The 21,359-nt window shown below is 35.1% G+C and carries 15 protein-coding genes and 1 pseudogene; 12 read left to right on the top strand and 4 right to left on the bottom strand.

Features of this window, described 5'->3' with window-relative positions; all coding sequences use genetic code 11:
* The first annotated feature begins 76 nt into the window (after window positions 1-76).
* The 6 genes from gyrB (at window position 77) to Cop2CBH44_RS11810 (ending at window position 9,402) form a co-directional block, all read left to right on the top strand.
* Window positions 77-2,032 carry a DNA topoisomerase (ATP-hydrolyzing) subunit B gene (gene gyrB / locus Cop2CBH44_RS11835; protein WP_021931618.1) on the top strand — a complete coding sequence of 652 codons (1,956 nt, stop codon included), beginning with the start codon at window positions 77-79 and terminating at the stop codon, window positions 2,030-2,032.
* Window positions 2,033-2,330: 298 nt separating this feature from the next.
* A complete protein-coding gene (gene rnr, locus Cop2CBH44_RS11830) occupies window positions 2,331-4,481 on the top strand; it encodes a ribonuclease R (protein WP_200754887.1) in 2,151 nt (716 codons plus the stop codon).
* Window positions 4,482-4,506: 25 nt separating this feature from the next.
* A complete protein-coding gene (locus Cop2CBH44_RS11825) occupies window positions 4,507-5,349 on the top strand; it encodes a histidinol-phosphatase (protein WP_021931620.1) in 843 nt (280 codons plus the stop codon).
* Between the two features lie 104 nt (window positions 5,350-5,453).
* Window positions 5,454-7,319: a DNA topoisomerase IV subunit B gene (locus Cop2CBH44_RS11820; RefSeq protein ID WP_021931621.1), complete on the top strand. Its 1,866-nt coding sequence runs from the start codon at window positions 5,454-5,456 to the stop codon at window positions 7,317-7,319.
* Entirely contained in the window at window positions 7,300-7,788 is a 489-nt protein-coding gene (gene coaD, locus Cop2CBH44_RS11815; RefSeq protein ID WP_021931622.1) for a pantetheine-phosphate adenylyltransferase, read from the top strand. Before Cop2CBH44_RS11820 ends, coaD begins: the two co-directional genes overlap by 20 nt.
* Window positions 7,789-7,803: 15 nt before the next feature.
* A complete protein-coding gene (locus Cop2CBH44_RS11810) occupies window positions 7,804-9,402 on the top strand; it encodes a S41 family peptidase (RefSeq protein WP_021931623.1) in 1,599 nt (532 codons plus the stop codon).
* A 135-nt stretch (window positions 9,403-9,537) separates the two neighbouring features.
* On the opposite strand, the gene Cop2CBH44_RS11805 is transcribed toward Cop2CBH44_RS11810, so the two are convergent.
* Genes Cop2CBH44_RS11805 through Cop2CBH44_RS11795 form a run of 3 tightly spaced genes read right to left on the bottom strand, consistent with a single transcriptional unit; the run spans window position 9,538 to window position 12,241 of the window.
* Window positions 9,538-10,659: an endonuclease/exonuclease/phosphatase family protein gene (locus Cop2CBH44_RS11805; RefSeq protein ID WP_200754886.1), complete on the bottom strand. Its 1,122-nt coding sequence runs from the start codon at window positions 10,657-10,659 to the stop codon at window positions 9,538-9,540.
* A 3-nt stretch (window positions 10,660-10,662) separates the two neighbouring features.
* Window positions 10,663-11,556: a rhomboid family protein gene (locus Cop2CBH44_RS11800; RefSeq protein WP_021931625.1), complete on the bottom strand. Its 894-nt coding sequence runs from the start codon at window positions 11,554-11,556 to the stop codon at window positions 10,663-10,665.
* Window positions 11,537-12,241 carry a rhomboid family intramembrane serine protease gene (locus tag Cop2CBH44_RS11795; protein ID WP_021931626.1) on the bottom strand — a complete coding sequence of 235 codons (705 nt, stop codon included), beginning with the start codon at window positions 12,239-12,241 and terminating at the stop codon, window positions 11,537-11,539. The genes Cop2CBH44_RS11800 and Cop2CBH44_RS11795 overlap by 20 nt, the downstream gene beginning before the upstream one ends.
* A 208-nt stretch (window positions 12,242-12,449) precedes the next feature.
* Between Cop2CBH44_RS11795 and Cop2CBH44_RS11790 the strand changes: the two are divergent.
* From Cop2CBH44_RS11790 to Cop2CBH44_RS11775, 4 genes and pseudogenes are all read left to right on the top strand, one after another.
* Window positions 12,450-12,725, top strand: a pseudogene (locus Cop2CBH44_RS11790) (HU family DNA-binding protein); the annotation flags it as partial.
* 220 nt (window positions 12,726-12,945) lie between these two features.
* Entirely contained in the window at window positions 12,946-15,528 is a 2,583-nt protein-coding gene (mutS, locus tag Cop2CBH44_RS11785; RefSeq protein WP_215907970.1) for a DNA mismatch repair protein MutS, read from the top strand.
* Window positions 15,529-15,551: 23 nt separating this feature from the next.
* Window positions 15,552-16,805 (top strand): peptidase U32 family protein, encoded by a 1,254-nt coding sequence (locus Cop2CBH44_RS11780; protein ID WP_200754884.1) that lies wholly within the window; start codon window positions 15,552-15,554, stop codon window positions 16,803-16,805.
* Window positions 16,795-17,289, top strand: coding sequence for a GNAT family N-acetyltransferase (locus tag Cop2CBH44_RS11775; protein ID WP_200754883.1), 495 nt, complete (start codon window positions 16,795-16,797; stop codon window positions 17,287-17,289). The genes Cop2CBH44_RS11780 and Cop2CBH44_RS11775 overlap by 11 nt, the downstream gene beginning before the upstream one ends.
* Before the next feature lie 174 nt (window positions 17,290-17,463).
* Here the strand turns inward: Cop2CBH44_RS11775 and pckA are convergent, their stop codons facing one another.
* Entirely contained in the window at window positions 17,464-19,068 is a 1,605-nt protein-coding gene (gene pckA / locus Cop2CBH44_RS11770; RefSeq protein ID WP_021931631.1) for a phosphoenolpyruvate carboxykinase (ATP), read from the bottom strand.
* 372 nt (window positions 19,069-19,440) lie between these two features.
* On the opposite strand from pckA, the gene upp reads away from it, so the two are divergent.
* Together upp and Cop2CBH44_RS11760 are read left to right on the top strand one after the other, a co-directional pair.
* A complete protein-coding gene (gene upp / locus Cop2CBH44_RS11765) occupies window positions 19,441-20,094 on the top strand; it encodes a uracil phosphoribosyltransferase (protein WP_200754882.1) in 654 nt (217 codons plus the stop codon).
* 60 nt (window positions 20,095-20,154) lie between these two features.
* On the top strand, window positions 20,155-21,285 hold the full coding sequence (locus Cop2CBH44_RS11760) for a hypothetical protein (protein WP_021931634.1): 1,131 nt from the start codon (window positions 20,155-20,157) through the stop codon (window positions 21,283-21,285).
* Window positions 21,286-21,359 lie beyond the last annotated feature (74 nt).

Below are 21,359 nucleotides of genomic sequence, written 5' to 3'. Positions count from 1 at the left end.
GTTTATTCTTGAATTCGATTGCTCATTCTGCATCAGATTCATCTATCAGTGTAAAAAACAAAAACATACAAAAAATATGTCAGAAGAACAAAAGGCTAACAACGCTTCGTACTCTGCCGACAGCATTCAAGTGCTTGAAGGTCTCGAAGCGGTAAGAAAACGTCCGGCCATGTACATCGGCGACATTGGCGTAAAAGGTTTGCATCATTTAGTTTATGAAGTAGTTGACAATTCTATTGATGAGGCACTTGCCGGATATGCCACTCACATCGACGTATTTATCAATGAAGATAATTCTATCACAGTTGTAGATAATGGACGAGGCATTCCGGTCGATATGCATGAAAAAGAGCATAAATCTGCTCTCGAAGTTGTATTAACTGTACTTCATGCCGGAGGTAAATTTGACAAAGGCTCTTATAAAGTATCAGGAGGGTTACATGGTGTAGGTGTATCATGCGTAAATGCATTATCTACTTATCTCCGAGCAGAAATAAAAAGAAACGGAAAAATATACATGCAAGAATACTCTTGTGGGAAACCGCTTCACGACGTTGAAATCATCGGAACAACAAACGAAACCGGGACAACAATCACATTCAAACCCGACGGTGATATTTTTTCTGAGGTAGTTTACCAAGCAAATATTTTAGCCTCCCGTTTACGGGATTTAGCATTTCTGAATGCAGGGATTTATCTGTCTTTAACTGATAAACGAGAGAAAAAAGAAAATGGAGAATACAAAAAGGAAGAATTTTATTCCATCGAAGGTCTAAAAGAATTCGTTCGATATATCGATAGCTCCAAAGAACATCTAATAGAAGATATTATACATATCAATACAGAAAAACAAGGTGTTCCTGTAGAAGTAGCTATGACGTACAACACTTCATACAACGAAAACATTTACTCTTACGTAAACAATATCAACACCATAGAAGGTGGAACCCATTTAGCTGGATTCCGGCGTGGATTAACCCGTACTTTGAAAAAATACGCCGAAGATTCTAAAATGCTAGAAAAAGTAAAAGTAGAGATTAGCAGTGACGATTTTAGAGAAGGCCTTACCGCTGTTATTTCAGTAAAAGTCATGGAGCCTCAATTCGAAGGACAAACCAAAACTAAATTAGGAAATAATGAAGTAATCGGAGCTGTAGATGTAGCTGTAAGTGAAGCCTTACGCAATTATCTGGAAGAAAATCCAAAGCCGGCAAAAGCAATTGTCGAAAAAGTTATTTTAGCAGCAACTGCCCGCCATGCCGCCCGTCATGCCAGAGAAATGGTACAACGTAAATCACCACTATCAGGAGGTGGTTTACCCGGGAAATTAGCTGATTGCTCAAAACGAACCCCAGAGGATTGCGAAATATTCTTGGTCGAAGGGGATTCTGCTGGTGGAACAGCAAAACAAGGACGTGACCGTGCTTTTCAAGCTATTTTACCATTACGCGGTAAAATTCTAAATGTAGAAAAGGCCATGCATCATAAAGTCCTCGAAAGCCAAGAAATTCGCAATATATATACAGCATTAGGAGTAACCATTGGAACAGAAGATGACACAAAAGAAGCAAACATTTCCAAACTACGTTATCATAAAATCATCATAATGACTGATGCTGACGTTGACGGGAGTCATATAGCGACATTGATTATGACCTTCTTCTTCAGACATATGCGTCCTCTTATAGAAAATGGATATTTATATTTGGCTACTCCACCTCTATATCTTTGTAAAAAAGGAAAAGTTGAAGAATATTGTTGGACAGACGAGCAACGCCAACAATTTATTTTAAAATATGGAAATGGTAGTGAAAACCAAATTCATACACAACGTTATAAAGGTTTGGGAGAAATGAATGCACACCAGCTTTGGGAGACAACGATGGATCCCGAAAATAGAATTTTGCATCAAGTAACAATAGAAAATGCAGCTGAAGCTGATCGCATTTTCTCAATGTTAATGGGTGAAGACGTCGGTCCACGTCGTGAATTTATTGAAGAAAATGCAAACTATGCAAATGTGGATGCTTAACAAGTACATTCTCATTCATATGAAAGGAAAAGCATTTCTGAATTCAGAAATGCTTTTCCTTTCATATAATTTAATATTCAAAAAAATAACAGAAAAAAACAGTAAATAATATCAAGTATAAAGACCTATACAAATTTACAATAACAGATTTCAATCACACATTTCTCTATAATATAGAGAAGTTTTCCCATTTCTCATAAAAGATTTCTCAAAAATATCACTTACTTTGTAAAAGCTTATTTATAAAATAACCTCTTTGCCCGATTATCTTCGGGCATTATACACTAATAATGAATATATGGGAAAAAAAGACAAAAATAAAAGCAAAATAAAAAGGCTGAAAAAAGAAGAAATCAAACAACGTATCATTACTTTTTTCAGTGAGGAAGCAACAAGGTCGCACAATTATAAACAAGTATCACACGTTATTGGAGCAAAGACTGAAGTACAAAAACAAATGGTTTGCGAAATCTTGGAATCTTTAAAAGACGATGATTATCTTATTGAGATTGTACCAGGAAAATATAAATTTAATAACCGTGGGACTTCAAGTGTAGAGGGAATATTTGAACGTAGGAGCAATGGCAAAAATCACGTGATCACTGAAGACGAAGGAGATCCGATTTTTATTGCAGAACGAAACTCCCTTAGAGCAATGAATGGAGATAAAGTAAAAGTCCTAATCTATGCTAAAAGAAAAAATCATGTTTTAGAGGGAGAAATAACCGAAATTATAGAAAAAGCGCCGCAAATTTTTATCGGAACCCTTGAAATCCAAAAGCATTTTGCTTTTTTACTTACTGACAATAAAATATTGGCAAATGATATTTTTATCCCCAAAGAAAAATTAAAAGGGGCAAAAAATGGAGATAAGGCTATTGTTCAAATCACAAGTTGGCCTGAACGAGCCAAAAACCCATACGGTGAAGTCATAGACATATTGGGTACTTCTGGAGAAAACAATACTGAAATGCATGCTATTCTTGCCGAATTTGGACTTCCTTATAGTTATCCACAAACTGTCGAAAAAGCCGCAAACAAGATAGATGACACTATATATCCTGACGAAATAAAACGCAGAGAAGATTTTCGGAGTATCACAACCTTCACTATTGACCCTAAAGATGCAAAAGATTTTGATGATGCTTTATCTGTACGTCACCTGAAAAATGGATTATGGGAAGTTGGTGTACACATTGCCGACGTTACTTACTATGTAAAACCTGATAGCATCATTGACCGAGAGGCTGAAAAAAGGGCTACATCTATTTATCTTGTAGACCGAGTTATTCCAATGCTCCCCGAAAGATTGTGCAATCAAGTATGTTCTTTACGCCCCAATGAAGAAAAATTATGTTATTCCGTCATCTTTGAACTAAATAACAAAGCTGAGATTCAAAATTCAAGAATTGTTCGTACTATTATCAAATCTGATCGAAGATTTACTTATGAAGAAGCCCAAGATGTAATTGAATCTGGTAAAGGGGATTACAAAGATGAAATACTTATTTTAAACGACTTAGCTCAAAAACTCAGAACTAAACGATTTTCGAATGGGGCTATTAACTTCGATCGGCATGAAGTAAAATTTGAAATTGATGAAACCGGAAAACCTATTAGTGTATATTTTAAAACCTCTAAGGAAGCAAATAAACTAATAGAAGAATTTATGCTATTAGCCAATCGAACTGTTGCCGAAGCTATAGGAAAAGTTCCTAAAGGTCGTAAAGCAAAAGCATTTGTATATCGGGTACACGATTTACCAGATCCTGAAAAAATGAACAATTTAGCAACATTTATTCGACGCTTTGGATACAATTTAAAAACAGAGGGAAATAAAAATGATGTTTCAAAATCAATAAATAATTTACTTGATAATGTACAAGGAAAACGGGAAGAAAATCTCATCGAGACCGTAGCTATACGCACGATGGCAAAAGCAGCTTATTCGACCACTAATGTCGGACATTACGGTTTAGCTTTTGATTACTATACCCACTTCACTTCCCCTATACGCCGATACCCAGATATGATGGTTCACCGTCTACTGGCAAGATACTCCGAAGGAGGACGAAGTGTCAATGAAAAGAAACTTGAAGAAGAATGTAAACACTCCTCTGAAATGGAACTTACTGCGGCCAATGCCGAACGAGCATCTATAAAATACAAACAGGTAGAATTTTTGAGTGAACGATTAGGAGAAGAATATGATGGAGTCATATCAGGAGTAACAGAATGGGGACTTTATGTCGAAATAAATGAGAATAAATGCGAAGGTTTGGTTCCTATACGAGATTTAGAAGATGACTTTTATGAATTCGACGAAAAAAATTACTGCCTTATGGGACGCCGCACACACAAGATTTATCGCTTAGGGGATCCCATTCGAATACAAGTAGCTCGTGCTAATCTGGAGAAAAAACAACTTGATTTCGCACTAATCGAATAAATAATATCTTTAAGTAAAAGCATTTATGAATAATCTAACAAACTATCACAGTCACTGTCTCTATTGTGACGGAGTAGCTCCAGCTGAAGATTTTGTAAAAGAAGCTATCGCTATGGGTTTTTCCTCTTATGGAATTTCTTCTCATGCACCTATTCCATTTGAGAGTTGTTGGAACATGAAGCAAGAAAAATTAACAGATTATATTGTTGAAATAAACTCGTTAAAAGAAAAGTATAAAAATGATATAGAACTTTATATCGGACTCGAAATTGACTATTTAGACAAAACCTACAATCCCGCATCATCTATCTTCCAGACAACACCATTGGATTACCGAATAGGTTCAGTCCATTTTCTAAAAATAGGAGATGAACAGTTTATTGATATTGATACCTCTCCGGAACAATTTAAGATTACTGTCGAAACCATTTTTAATGGGGATATAATCAAATTAGTGCGCCACTACTTTGATACCATGGTACAAATGATAGAAACCGGAGGTTTCGATTTTATAGGTCATGCTGATAAAATATCAATGAATGCTTTAAGTTATCGACAAGGTATTACCAGTGAAAAATGGTACAATGAACTCATACAAGATTATTTTCATTTTATTGCAGAAAAAGGTTGTATGGTCGAAATAAATACAAAAGCATGGAAGAAAAAAAGACTTTTTTTCCCTAATCGGCAGCATTTCTCCTTATTAAGAAAATTTAATATTCCTGTAGTCGTAAACGCAGATACACACCATCCATCACGAATTAATGATGGACGTATCGACGCATTGCATGCACTTTTATCGGAAGGATTCACACATGTACGACAATTGGTAAAAGGAGAGTGGAAAGATGTGATAATTTCTATATAAGACGAAACTTTAAGTATCATATACACGCATATTTAACGTATCGAGACTAAAAAAATCCATATTTTCGCATTATCTTTGTTTGCTAACCGAAGAATTTCTGTAATATGGAAAATGAAACAATACAGACTCCTGGACTGGAATATAGCTCAGACACCATACGAACCCTCGACTGGAAAGAACATATACGCCGGCGACCTGGCATGTATATAGGAAAATTGGGAGACGGGAGTCATTCAGATGACGGTATATACGTATTACTCAAAGAAGTACTCGACAACGCCATTGATGAATACATGATGGGATTTGGGAAACAAATAACTGTAGATATCAACGAAACTTCTGTTATAGTGCGGGATTTTGGACGAGGAATTCCTCTCGATAAAGTGAAAGATGTCTCTTCAAAAATGAATACCGGTGCTAAATATGATTCTAAAGCATTTAAAAAATCTGTAGGTCTCAACGGTGTCGGTATCAAAGCAGTCAACGCTCTTTCTTCTGAATTCTACATTTGTTCTCATCGAGATGGCTTATGCAAAGCCATTCTTTATAATCAAGGAAATATTATTGAAGATAGTACAGAAAAAAAGACAACCGAAGAAAACGGTACATTAGTTCGTTTTATTCCTGATAATACAATCTTTAAAGGATATCATTACAGAGATGAATTTATAGAAGCACTTCTTAAAAACTATGTATATCTCAATTCGGGACTTACCATTATATTTAATGGAAAACGGTTTCATTCTCGTAACGGATTGGTCGATTTGCTAAATGAGAAAATGACCTCTGATCCTCTATACCCTGTTATCCATTTAAAAGGTGAAGACATAGAAGTTGTTATTACCCATAACAATCAATACGGAGAAGAATATTACTCTTTTGTCAACGGTCAACATACAACTCAAGGAGGTACACATCTAACAGCATTCAGAGAAGCTGCATCACGCACAATAAAAGAATTTTATAATAAAAACTTCGATTACTCTGATATTCGAAACGGAATTGTCGCTGCTGTCAGCATTAAAGTCGAAGAACCTGTTTTCGAATCTCAGACCAAAACAAAACTCGGCTCTCGTGATATAGGGCCAGATGGCCCCTCTGTAAGTAAGTTTATCGGAGATTTTCTGAAAAAAGAATTAGATAATTATCTGCATAAAAATACTGAAACAGCAGATATTTTATTAAAAAAAATTCTTGAATCAGAGAAGGAAAGAAAAGCAATTGCCGGAGTTACTAAATTGGCTCGTGAAAGAGCCAAAAAGGCTAATTTGCATAATAAAAAACTACGAGACTGCCGTGTTCACTATAATGATTCCAAAGGTGACAACCGCGAAGAATCAAGCATTTTTATTACAGAGGGAGATTCTGCAACCGGTTCTATTACAAAAAGCCGGAATGTCGAAACCCAAGCCGTTTTCAGCCTTCGGGGTAAACCGCTAAATTCATATGGCCTCACACGCAAAGTAGTATACGAAAACGAAGAGTTCAATTTGTTGCAGGCTGCATTAAATGTTGAAGATGGGATAGAAGGATTACGATATAATAAAATCATTATTGCAACTGATGCCGACGTTGATGGTATGCATATACGATTATTACTTATCACATTTTTCCTTCAATTTTTTCCAGACCTTATCAAAAAAGGGCATATTTATATTTTACAAACACCTCTATTTCGAGTAAGAAATAAGAAAGAGACATTATACTGTTACTCTGAAGAGGAGAGATTAGCTGCTCTTGATAAAATTAAAGTCAATCCTGAAATTACACGTTTTAAAGGACTTGGCGAAATTTCTCCAGATGAATTCCGGCATTTTATCGGTCCAGATATTCGCCTGGACCAAGTGACTTTACGAAAAGAAGATTTAGTTAAGGAATTACTAGAATTTTATATGGGGAAAAATACTATGGAACGGCAAAACTTCATTATTCAAAATTTAGTTGTAGAAGATGATGAAAACATTGCATAAAAAAATAGCTGTTTTCCCAGGAACTTTCGATCCATTTACTATAGGACATATGTCTTTAGTAAATCGAGGTCTTACTATGCTCGATGAAATTATTGTTGCAGTAGGTATCAACGAAGCCAAGAGCCAATACTTTACGCTTGAGGAAAGAGTCGATATGCTCCAAAATCTGTTCCGGAACAATCCTCGAGTGCGAGTATTATCATATGATTGTCTAACTGTAGATTTAGCTAAAAAATGTGAAGCTGGATTCATCTTACGAGGAATTCGGTCTGTAAATGATTTCGAATACGAAAAAACTATTGCTGATGTAAATCGTAAAATTTCGGGAGTGGAAACCCTTGTACTTTTTACTGAACCCGAACATACACACATCAGCTCAACTATCGTACGCGAACTATTGAGATATGGACGGAAGGTTAACCAGTTTCTTCCTACAGGATTAGTTCTTCCCGAAAGAAATGAAAAATAAAATAAACAAAGACCAATGATAAAAAGATTTTCTCTTCTGATTCTCGCCCTTTCGACTATTTCATGTATAGGTGCGCAAAGACAATCAGAAGCAAATAAAAAATTGAGTTTGGCAGAATTTGCAATAAGCAATTTATATGTTGACAATGTCGATGAATCAAAACTTGTAGAAGACGCTATAAGAGGAATGTTGGAGAAGCTTGATCCTCACTCCAGCTACATGACTCCAGAAGAGACAAAAGAGATGAATGAACCATTACAAGGAAATTTCGATGGTATAGGCATTCAATTCAATATGGTAAAAGACACTCTATATGTTGTTCAGACTGTTGCCGGAGGTCCATCTGAAAAAGTCGGGATATTAGCTGGTGACCGCATAATTGCTGTTAATGATACTGCTATAGCCGGAGTTAAGATGAAGAACACAGACATTATGAAGCGTCTAAGAGGACCTCGAGGCTCGAAAGTAAATGTATCTATCCTGCGTCGAGGAATTAACGAGCCACTGACATTCCGAATTACACGAGGCCAAATTCCTATTTATAGTATAGATGCGAGCTATATGGCCAATAAAAATACCGGCTACGTCCGTTTAAGTCGTTTCTCTGCTTCCACAGGAAAAGAATTTTCCGATGCGCTGAAAAGATTGAAAAAAGAAGGGATGAAAAATCTGATTATAGACCTACAAGGAAATGGAGGAGGTTATCTAAATGCTGCCATAGATGTAGCTCAAGAATTACTCGCCAATGACGAAATTATAACATATACTCAAGGACGACGTTCTCCACGAACAGATTATAAAGCAAAATCATCCGGACTTTTCAAAGATGGTAATGTAATCATCCTAGTAGATGAATCCAGTGCTTCTGCCAGTGAAATCGTTTCAGGTGCTATACAAGATTGGGATCGAGGCCTTATTGTAGGTCGCCGGACTTTTGGCAAAGGTTTAGTACAACGACCTATTCCTATGCCCGATGGATCTATGATACGTCTTACTATATCCCGTTATTATACTCCATCAGGACGAAGTATCCAGAAGCCTTACCAAAAAGGAGACTCTGAAGAATATTTCAAAGATATTGTCGAACGCTACAATAAAGGAGAATTGACCAATGCTGATAGCATCCATTTTCCTGATTCTTTGAAATACAAAACTCTAATAAATGAACGCACTGTATATGGAGGCGGAGGTATTATGCCCGATTACTTCATTCCTTTGGACACAACGCGATTCACTGATTATCATCGAGATTTAATAGCCAAAGGAATACTCAATCAGTTTATTATTTCATACATCGATAAAAACAGGAAAGAATTGACCACTACATATAAAAATAATGTAACCACATTTTTAGATGATTTTACTGTAAATGACAAATTATTAAAAGAGCTTATTTCTTTTGCAGAGAAAGACAAAGTGAAATATAATGAGGAACAATTTAAAAAATCAGAACCAATTATAAAAGAACAGTTAAAAGCATTAATAGCACGTGATATTTTCGATATGACAGCTTATTACAGAGTAATGAACCAATTTAATGATTCTTATTCTAAAGCATTAGAAATTATAAATGATCCACAGAAATATAATACGCTTTTAAAGATTAAGAAATGAAATTTACAATAATAAGAAAAGCGGACTTTAAGGTCCGCTTTTCTTATTATTGTAAATCCAATACTCTCTATAACATATTACTTCTTCCTAAAACCTTCAAAATAAAACAGTCAATAAAATAAAAGCAACTTTTTATCAATCAAAAGAAGTAATAGTGTCATTCCACACAAAAGTCGCTTTTAACGGATAATGATCAGAATTCTTTAACTTTCCTATTTCAGTAGTTACTGCATGAAAATCTCCACTATATAATATATGATCTATCCGAAACAGGAACCCATTTTTATGATATGTTATTCCCGGTCCAAACCCTGTCTCAACGTAAGCATCTTTCAATTTTCCTCTAATTTTATGATATACATAAGACTGAGGCGTATCATTAAAATCTCCACAAACAATTATATTATTATCACCTTCTTTCCGTATAGCATGAGATACTTTTTCTGCTTGTACCGACCTTTGTATATAGGCTATATCTAACTTAGGAACCAACCGGTTCTTAAATTCTCCTATCAATTCCGGCTCAAAGTGTTTCAACATTCGACGGTACAAAGCTCGATCTCCCAATGTAAATTTATTTGACTCTAAATGATTATTTACTACCGTCAACTCCCTTCCTTTGTACTGAATTCTATAAAGATATGAAGAATTATAAACACTCTCATATACTATCTCTTGCACTTCAATAATCGGATACTTCGAATAGCAAGCAATACCCGAACCAGAATATGGATTCTTAGATTTATCTGAAAAATAATGATATGGATAATCTTTTAAAGCTTGGTTTATCTGTACTTCTGATATTATACTCTTATCACGGCCAAATGCAAACTCCTGCATACAAATAATATCGGCTCCGCTATTAGCTATATACTCGAGAATTTCGTTAGGTTTATTATCCAAATGAGGCTTCAATCCTTGAAAACATTCTACATTATAAGATAAAATTACCAAAGAGTCACCAGTTATAGTTACTTCTTCCCCCCTATGTAACGGAATATATAGCTTTACTTCTGGGAAACAAATAAATAACGTAATTAAAGATAAGCAGAAAAGCCAACGCCGCTGTAACAACCAAAATACAATGAACAAAACATTTGCAAATAGAAAAACCGGAAAAGCCAAACCTAAATAAGAAGGAAACATCATTTTCACAGGAGAAATAAGATAAGCATAAGAAGACAAAATCAATAAAACAGCAAAAATACAGTTCATCATCACTGTTATTGTCAAATATGTTATCTTTATAAACTTCATTTCCTATTTTTTACTGGCATCAAATAGTTTTTTCTTTTCAGCATCAGAGAGTGCTGAGTAACCTGATTGCTTTATCTTATCCAAAATATGGTCTATCTCTTCCATTTCTTTATGCTTACGAGCATTATAATCCATATCCGATTCTCTTCGAGGATTTTGAGAAATATTCATTTTTTTAATCTTCATCTTTCGAGGACCAGGCTTAAACATTGTGACAAATTTATCGACTATAAGATTTATAAAACGAGTCATATCATGTCCTTTACGCCAGCTTGAGACAAACCACCAACCCATCAAAGCACCTCCTAAATGAGCGATATGTCCCCCTGCATTACTTGATGTAATACTTAACAAATCAATCACAATGGTTACAATTGCTATATATTTAAGAGATATTGCACCAAAAAATAAAAGATTTATCTTATAATCCGGTGCATATACTGCAGTAGCAACAACAATTGCCAATATTGCAGCCGAGGCTCCTAACAAAAATCCGTCAACAGAATCAAAATAAGGAAAAATATTATATGATAAAAGAAATAATATCGCACCGGCCCATCCTCCTAAAAGATATAACCCTCCCATTTGTTTTTCACTGAAAAAAAGAAGGAATATTTGGCCAAACCAATAAAACCATATCATATTAAAAAGAATATGCCATATATCATAATGAAGAAACATGTAAGTAACGAGAGTCCATGGCCGCACAAGCAATAAATACAAGTCGGATGGCAACTCGAAATAATTCAAAATAATACGTCCATCAATATTGAACAACATCAAAAAGACAATAGACAAACGCAAAATCAAAAAAACAGCAACATTCAGATAAATCAACTTTATCAAGAGAGATCCATTACGATACAGCTGCACTAGTTTACCAAAAATATTGTCCATTACCAAAACCTTTTTTCTTCCAATACTTGATTAAGAAAAATCCAAACAGCATACCTCCAAGGTGCGCAAAATGAGCAATGTTATCACCACTAAAGTTTCCTACACCCAAGAACAATTCCACTATTCCATAAAATATAACAAAATATTTAGCTTTGACTGGTATCGGAATAAACATAATAAAAAGTTCCGCATTCGGAAATAACATTCCAAAAGCAAGTAGTATCCCAAAAACAGCACCTGAAGCTCCAATGGTTATCACGTTATTCAATAGCGCACGCGTCGTTTCCCAACCAGCCTGAACGATAGTAGCATCAATTGCATCTTTCAAAGAGAAAAACCATGTCACTTCTTGCACCAGCCCTGCTCCAATACCCGTAGTCAAATAATAAATAAGGAACCGTTTACTGCCCCAAACCATTTCCAGTGTACGGCCAAACATAAAGACCGAAAACATATTGAAAAATACATGCCCAAAAGATCCCGGGTCATGCATAAACATATAAGTCACTAACTGCACTGCATTAAAATCAGAAGCAGCAAAATAGTGCAAACCTAAGTACTTTACCAAATCAATTCCCACACGAGGAAGAACAATCTCAGCTAACCAAAATAACAGATTGATTATTATTAAATTTTTGGTTACTGGAGGTATAGAACTAAAAAAACCTTGTCGGCTCTGAAACATATATATTATTCTTTTTGATTTTTGCTGACAAAAATACTCAATATTTCCATATTTTCCCTATATTCGTACCTCTGCTTTAGTTTTTTAGTGATATTATTTCATTTTTTTACCCCTATTTTTTGTTATTTTGTTTTTATATGATATATTTGCGTACCTATGTAGGCTTTAAGAAGCTAAAACTACATTTTTAACCTATAAAAAATACAGCTTTATGAACAAATCAGAATTAATCAATGCAATGGCTGAAGAAGCCGGCTTGAGTAAAGCAGATGCAAAAAAAGCTTTGGATGCTTTTGTATCTACAGTATCTAAAACATTAGCCGGTGGCGATAAAATTGTTCTTATCGGTTTTGGAACTTTTTCTATTAATGAAAAAGGCGAAAGAACTGGTATCAACCCCGCTACAAAACAACAAATTACTATTCCGGCGAAAAAGGTTGTTAAATTTAAAGCCGGTGCGGAATTAGCTGAAAAGGTAAAATAAATCAGTATAAATTCGATTTGAGGAAGAGATAACTAAGTACTGTAGTTATCTCTTTTTTTATATCTAAATATCTTAACTTCAGTAACTGGCATAATGAAAATACAACATAAATTTTCACGTTTTAGAGTAACTCTTATTCTTTTATTTTTCATAAAAGATAAGTACCTTTGTATTCCTAAAAATTAAGAACTTGGCTAAAGCAATTGTTGAAACACCCCTTATGAAACAATATATCGAGATGAAAACCAAGCATCCCGATGCCATTCTATTATTTCGTGTCGGGGATTTTTACGAAACATTCTCAGAAGATGCTATCACAACCTCCGAGATATTGGGAATAACACTGACTCGAAGAGCTAACGGTGCTGCCCAATTTGTAGAGTTAGCAGGATTTCCACATCATGCATTAGACACTTATCTTCCCAAACTGGTACGAGCTGGGAAACGAGTAGCTATCTGTGAACAGCTTGAAGATCCTAAAATGACAAAGAAATTAGTCAAACGTGGTATTATCGAGCTTGTAACTCCAGGGGTTTCTATAAACGACAATATCTTAAATCACAAAGAAAATAACTTTTTGGCCGGAATTCACTTTAATAAAAACATTTGCGGTATAGCTTTTCTCGACATATCAACCGGTGAATTTCTTACAGCCGAAGGAAACTACGATTACATAGATAAGCTCTTAAATAATTTTGCTCCAAAAGAAGTCTTATTTGAGAAAAGTAAAAAAGCATTATTTGAAGAGCACTTTGGTACCCGTTTCTTTACTTTTGAACTCGACGATTGGATTTTTACAGAAGACGCTGCAACCGATCGACTATTAAAACACTTCGAGACAAAAAATCTAAAAGGATTCGGAGTACAAAACTTAAAAAACGGGATCATTGCTTCCGGTTCGTTACTTTATTATTTAGACATCACCCAGCACAAGCAAATCTCTCATATTACATCCCTTGCCCGCATTGAAGAAGAACGCTACGTACGTCTCGACAAATTTACTGTTCGTAGTCTTGAATTATTAAACACAATGAATGAGGGCGGAAAAAGTTTGCTCGATGTCATCGACCGTACAACAAGTCCGATGGGGGCTCGTCTGCTAAAAAGATGGATTGTTTTCCCCTTAAAAGATGTACAACCTATCAACGAACGATTAAATGTCGTTGAATATTTTTTCAAAGAACCAGACATCAAAGATGATATAGAACAGCAGCTCATGCTTATTGGTGATGTAGAACGTATTATTTCTAAAGTTGCAGTCGGGAGGATTACTCCCCGTGAAATGATACAACTTCGTGTTGCCCTGTCGGCAATGGAACCTATACAACATATTTGTTCATCTTCCGAAGAACCTGTCCTAAAACGAATAGGAGAACAGCTCAATCCTTGTTCTTCTATAAGGGACCGTATTGCACGAGAAATAAGTCCAGATGCCCCTTCCCTCATCAATCGAGGAGGGATCATTGCAAGAGGAGTAAATGCTGAACTTGATGAACTTCGAGAATTGGCTTATTCCGGGAAAGACTATCTTATACATATACAACAAAGAGAAAGCGAAAGAACTGGTATACCTAGCCTGAAAATAAGTTTTAATAACGTCTTTGGATATTATATAGAAGTACGTAATACCCATAAAGATAAAGTCCCTCCTGAATGGATTAGAAAACAGACTCTTGTTAACGCCGAAAGATATATTACACAAGAACTAAAAGAATATGAAGAAAAAATTTTAGGAGCTGAAGAAAAAATTCTGTCACTTGAAAGTAAACTTTTCAACGATTTAGTCTTAGCCCTAAATGATTATATCCCTGCAATACAACATAATGCCAATCTAATTGCCCGACTCGATTGCCTATTGTCATTTGCCATCACAGCAAAAGAAAACCACTATATTCGTCCCAATATAAATGATGGCGACGAAATAGATATCAAAGAAGGGCGCCATCCTGTAATTGAAAAACAGCTTCCTCCAGGAGAAGAATATATCTCGAACAGTATAACTCTTAATAACGACAACCAGCAAATTATTATGATAACCGGTCCTAATATGGCCGGTAAATCTGCTCTTTTACGGCAAACTGCCCTTATTGTAATTTTGGCACAAATCGGAAGCTTTGTCCCCGCAGAATCTGCAAAAATAGGATTAGTAGACAAAGTATTTACACGAGTCGGAGCTTCAGACAATATATCTTTAGGAGAATCTACTTTCATGGTAGAAATGAATGAAGCAGCCGATATACTAAATAATATATCGAACAGAAGTCTTGTCCTATTTGATGAACTCGGTCGTGGAACGAGCACATATGATGGGATCTCTATTGCCTGGGCTATCGTAGAACATATCCATGAACATCCTAAAGCTCGTGCAAAAACATTATTTGCAACCCATTATCATGAACTAAATGAGATGGAACGCACTTATAAACGTATTGCTAATTTCAATGTATCAGTAAAAGAAGTAGACAATAAAGTTATTTTCTTAAGAAAACTTGTTAAAGGTGGAAGTGAACACAGTTTCGGTATACATGTCGCTAAAATGGCTGGAATGCCTCAAAGCATCGTAAGAAGAGCAGATCAAATATTAAAGCAACTTGAATCAGAAAACAGAAATAACGGAATCTCTAAACCAACTCATGAAATAGCAACTCAACGAGAAGGAATACAATTGAGTTTCTTTCAACTGGATGACCCAGTTTTGAGCCAAATACGGGATGAAATCATCAATTTAGACATAAACAATCTTACACCGGTAGAAGCTTTGAATAAATTAAATGAAATCCGAAAAATTATCACCGGCAAATAAAATGACTTTACAGTAACAATTATATGAAAAAATCCGACTTTGAAATCATGGCGCCAGTCGGTTCGTACGAATCTTTAACGGCCGCAATACAAGGTGGTGCTAATTCTATCTATTTCGGTATAGAAGGGCTAAACATGAGAGCTCGTTCTTCCAATAATTTTACAATAGATGACTTGCATCAAATAGCTCAAATATGTCTTGAAAACGGTATGAAAAGCTACCTCACCGTTAATACAGTCATATACGATAACGACTTAGAGCTTATGAGACACATCATCAATGCAGCCAAGGATGCTCACATTTCGGCCATTATTGCTAGTGATGTAGCTGCTATGGCATACGCTCGCAGTATAGGGATAGAAGTCCACCTCTCTACACAATTGAATATTTCAAATGCCGAATCATTAAAATTTTATTCTCAATTTGCCGATGTTGTCGTTTTAGCCAGAGAGCTCAATCTCGAACAAGTAGTTCATATATACAAATGTATCTGTAATGAACAAATCAAAGGACCCAAAGGCGAACTTATCCGCATCGAAATGTTCTGTCACGGAGCTTTATGCATGGCTGTCTCCGGTAAATGCTATTTAAGCTTACACGAAGCCAATGCCTCCGCAAATCGAGGAGCTTGTGTTCAAATCTGCCGCAGAGCTTACAACGTAAAAGACCGTGATACTGAAGTGGAATTAGATATTGAAAACGAGTATATCATGTCTCCAAAAGATTTAAAAACAATTCATTTTCTAAATAAAATGATGGATGCTGGTGTCAGGGTTTTCAAGATAGAAGGCCGTGCTCGTGGAGCCGAATATGTGCGTACTGTTACTGAATGCTATAAAGAAGCTATTGAATGTTACCTTTCCGGGAACTTTTCTGATGAACATATAAAAGATTGGGATAAACGCCTTTCTACAGTTTTCAACCGAGGTTTCTGGAATGGATATTATCTAGGGCAAAGGCTTGGAGAATGGAGTAAAAATTACGGTTCTGGAGCAACGAAAAGGAAAATTTATATTGGGAAAGGAATCAAGTATTTCTCAAATCTGGGTGTTGCCGAATTCTTAATGGAAACACAGTCTCTTAAAGTTGGAGATGAAATATTAATTACAGGCCCTACAACTGGTGCTATTACAAAGAAAGTTGAAGAAATACGTGTCAATTTAAAACCTGTACAAGAAACAGTAAAAGGTGAACATTTTTCTATAAAGCTCGATGAAAAAATACGACCTTCCGACAAATTATTTAAATGGATAGATACGACTAAAGATGATGCTTAAAGCAACAATCAAGAATTTAAATGATGTTTTTGCCCTTAAACAAAAAACACTGGATTACATTTATCCAGGATTCAGTTGGAGCAAAGACTATCCTACAAAAGAAACATTTAAAAATGATATCAATAAAGGAGAACTCTATCTATTCTATAAACAAGATACACTAATAGGAGTTGTATGCTTGAACGAGGAATATGATGAACATTATAATTACGTAATATGGCACAGCCAGAAGCCTGCATTGATTATTCACCGATTATTTATCGATCCTCAATTCAGAGGGAAACATCTTGGTGAAGAAATTCTGAAATGGGTTATAAGATATGCTATAAACAACAAATACAAATCTATACGATTAGATACTTTTTCAGAAAATCGTTCAGCACAACATCTATATGAGCGCCTAGGATTCACCCACTGCGGTACAATTCCTTTAACAGGAAAGACTGGGCTTTTTTGGTGCTACGAACTCATCTTATCCCAATAATGACAACAAACATTTTTGAAAATAAAGAAACTCTTCCTACAAAAAACATTTTAATAGGTTTTATAAAATTTCTCTGGCTCAAAACTTTGAAGTTGTAAAAATATAGAAAAGGGATTGCCCTAATAAATTTAGAGACAACCCCTTTTTAAATTTATTATTTCACTTTGAAATAAATTACAATTTAGGTCCAGCAGCTACAAGAGCTTTACCTGCTTCATTTCCTGTAAATTTAGAAAAGTTCTTAATGAAACGTCCAGCTAAATCTTTAGCTTTTTCTTCCCATTTACAAGCACAATCATAAGTATCGCGAGGATCTAGAATCTTAGGATCTACACCTGGTAATTCTGTAGGAACTACAAAATCAAAGAATGGGATAGTTTTTGTAGGAGCTTTTTCTATCGAACCATCCAAAATAGCATCAATGATACCACGAGTATCTTTAATAGAAATACGTTTACCAGTTCCATTCCAACCGGTGTTTACTAAATAAGCTTTAGCTCCGGTCATATTCATTTTCTTAACCAATTCTTCAGCATATTTAGTAGGATGTAAAGTTAAGAAAGCTGCACCAAAACATGCAGAGAATGTAGGAGTTGGTTCTGTAATACCACGTTCAGTACCTGCTAATTTAGCAGTGAAACCTGACAAGAAATAATATTGAGCTTGTTCCGGAGTCAGAATAGATACAGGAGGCAATACACCGAATGCATCAGCAGACAAGAAAATAACCTGTTTTGCATGAGGCCCTTTAGACACCGGCTTAACGATATTATTGATATGATAAATAGGATAAGAAACGCGTGTATTTTCTGTAACGCTCTTATCGGCAAAATCAATCTTACCATTAGCGTCAACCGTAACGTTTTCCAACAAAGCATCACGTTTGATTGCATTATAAATATCTGGCTCACTTTCTTTATCCAAATTGATAACTTTAGCATAGCAACCACCTTCATAGTTGAATACACCTTCATTATCCCATCCGTGCTCATCGTCACCAATCAATTTACGTTTTGGATCAGTAGATAAAGTAGTTTTACCTGTACCAGAAAGTCCAAAGAAGATAGCCGAGCTAGAACCATCCATGCTAGTATTTGCAGAACAATGCATAGAGGCAATGCCACGCAACGGGTTGAAATAGTTCATCATAGAGAACATTCCTTTTTTCATTTCACCACCGTACCAAGTATTCAAGATTACTTGCTCTTTAGTTGTCAAATTGAAAACAACTGCTGTTTCTGAATTTAATCCCAATTCTTTGTAATTTTCAACTTTAGCTTTAGACGCATTGTAAACAACAAAGTCAGGCTCAAAACTCTCTAATTCCTCTTTAGAAGGACGAATAAACATATTCGTTACAAAATGAGCTTGCCATGCAACCTCCATAATAAAACGGACTTTCAAACGAGTTGCCTCATTGGCTCCACAATAACCATCAACTACAAACAATTTCTTATTTGACAATTCTTTAGCAGCCAAATCTTTCAAAACGTTCCAAGTTTCCGTTGACACAGGCTTATTATCATTCTTATATTCTTCTGATGTCCACCATACTGTATTTTCACTAGTAGCATCTTTTACCAAAAATTTATCTTTAGGAGAACGTCCAGTATAAATACCAGTCATTACATTTACAGCACCCAACTCTGTTACTTGACCTTTTTCAAAGCCTTCCAATCCAGCCTTTGTTTCTTCAGCGAACAATACGTCATAAGACGGATTGTGCACAATTTCTACGGTACCGCTAATACCGTATTTTGTAAGATCTAAATTTGCCATTCTTGTTTCTAATTAAATGATTAACTATTTATTTTACTATCTCTTCTAAATCGCGATGCAAAAATAATACAAATTCCATGAAGTAGTTCTTTAATTAAAGAAATTTTTCAGTAATTGTTCTATTTTTTATTTACGAGATTTAAACTATGACAAAATTACCTTTCCTTTTTCCGTATTATTTTCATTTTTAACTAATAATAAATAACTTTTTTTTCTAAAAAGAGAGCCAAATGTTTCACACATTGACTCAAAACTATTCATTTTCCTCAAAAATTATGAGCTAAACCTCATTTAAAGCTAATTTTATGACAACATTGAAATATAATTTTAGGGTTTTATGTATTTTTGCAAAAATGTAATATATCCTACAACATGAAAATTGTCAACTTTTCGGAAAATAATTCAGAACTCAATCGCTTTGTTGCAGAACTTCGCGATATCAATATCCAAGGTGATCGACTACGATTTCGGAAAAATCTAGAACGCATCGGAGAAATAATATCTTACGAACTCAGCAAGGACTTACATTATAGTCCAAAAGAAATAAAAACTCCTTTAGGAATCATCTCAATTAATACATCCGATGACAAATTAGTATTAGGGACCATTTTACGTGCAGGAATTCCTTTTCATCAAGGTTTTCTCAACTATTTCGATAATGCTGAAAATGCCTTTGTTTCCGCCTATAGAAAATATAAAGATAAACTTAATTTTGAAATATTCATTGAATATATCGCCTCTCCTCGTATCGATGGAAAAGTTTTAATTTTGACAGATCCCATGCTCGCTACAGGCGGATCTATGGAACTGGCCTATCGAGCACTTTTGACAAAAGGTGACCCTGAACATGTACATATAGCATCTATAATCGCCAGCCAAAAGGCAATTGAATACGTACAAGAGCATTTCCCATCGGATAAAACGACCGTATGGGTAGGGGCTATAGACCCGGAACTCGATGACCATTCATATATTGTTCCAGGACTCGGAGATGCCGGAGATCTTGCTTATGGAGAAAAAGAATAATATAATATTGTTCTACTTTAAAATAAACCTATATTTACCCCAACTTTAAAGTGCTTAATTATGGCCATAACAATTCGTGAAATTTCGGGGAAACGGGGACTAAAAAAATTTGCACGTTTCAATATTGATTTATATAAAAATAATCCTTATGCAGTTCCACAACTGATATTTGACGAAGTAGGAACTCTAAGTAAAGATAGAAATCCAGCCTTCGACTATTGTGAATCTGTCTATTATATGGCATACGACAATACAAAACCCGTCGGCCGTATTGCAGGAATCATTAATCATCAAGTTAATGAGAAAACTGGAAAGAAAACAGCGAGATTTGGTTTCGTCGATTTCATCGATAATAAAGAAGTCAGTAAAGCCCTTTTCGACGCCGTAGAAAAATGGGCCCTGTCAAAAGGGATGAACGAACTTAACGGGCCTTTAGGCTTCACAGATATGGACCCTGAAGGTCTTCTTATTGAAGGTTTCGACCAAATGGGTACAATGGCTACCATTTACAATTATCCTTACTATATAAAACATATAACTGAATTAGGTTTTGAAAAAGATGTTGATTGGGTAGAATTTAAAATTTTTGTTCCCGAACGAATACCAGAAAAACATCAACGAATTGCAAACATCGTAAAAACTAAATATAAGCTAGAAATCGTAAAATACAATTCTGCAACTAAAATAGTAAAAGATTATGGTCAAAAAATTTTCGAACTTATTAATAATGCATATGCCAATTTATATGGATATTCAATACTGAATCAGCGACAAATTGATTATTATATAAAAATGTACCTCCCCATGGTACGATTAGAAAATGTCACACTTATTATCAATGAAAAGAAAGAATTAATAGGTGTCGGTATTGCTATTCCATCCATGACTAAAGCTATGCAAAAAGCTAAAGGAAAACTTTTCCCATTCGGTTTTATACATCTGCTTAAAGCTCTAAGAGGGAAAAATGATGTAGTCGACCTTTTACTCGTCGCAATACGTCCCGATTATCAAAATACAGGAGCAAATGCTCTTTTATTCTCCGACCTTATACCTGTATTCATCAAAAACGGGTATAAATATGCAGAAAGTAATCCGGAATTAGAAGAAAACGGAAAAGTACAATCTCAATGGCAATACTTTGAAAATATTCAACACAAACGCAGACGTGCATATTTAAAGAAATTAGGATAACATTTTCTTGGACAAAACTAAAAAAGGGAGAGAAATAGGCAAAATCTTAATTCTCTTCCTTTTTCATTTAAAAG

The sequence above is a fragment of the Coprobacter secundus subsp. similis genome, from assembly GCF_015097275.1.
In the GTDB taxonomy this organism is placed as follows: domain Bacteria; phylum Bacteroidota; class Bacteroidia; order Bacteroidales; family Coprobacteraceae; genus Coprobacter; species Coprobacter secundus.
Note: the sequence above shows the minus strand (reverse complement) of the source record. Positions and strands in the feature narration are given on the sequence as shown.